Origin of the sequence: Chitinophaga sp. GbtcB8, from assembly GCF_019091455.1 — a bacterium.
GTDB lineage: Bacteria > Bacteroidota > Bacteroidia > Chitinophagales > Chitinophagaceae > Chitinophaga.
In genome coordinates, this window is the sequence record NZ_JAGXJN010000459.1 from 1 (window position 1) to 233 (window position 233).

The following is a 233-nucleotide window of genomic DNA, read 5'->3' on the forward strand; positions in this document are numbered from 1 at the left end:
TTCCGTTTAACAGCGGAAACTGTTTTTACGGCATTGCCCACCTGCCGCCCCTGCATAATGGTATTTTCCAGGCGCAGGCCCGCCTGCAGCGAGAGTTTTGCCCACCCTTTTGAAAAGTTGCCATAGGCGGCATTGATATGTTCCTTATACAGGAGATGATTGGTTTTATCGTAATCCGGTGTGGTGATACCTTCAATGGTATCCCCGTAATCGGCCTTGTTATCCGTAGAGAT

1 protein-coding gene is annotated in these 233 nt (G+C 48.9%); it reads right to left on the reverse strand.

Annotated features, from left to right (window positions below; translation table 11 throughout):
• Positions 1–233, reverse strand: a 233-nt coding sequence (locus KVT36_RS32305; protein ID WP_217607524.1) for an outer membrane beta-barrel protein, incomplete at both ends; no start/stop codon positions are given.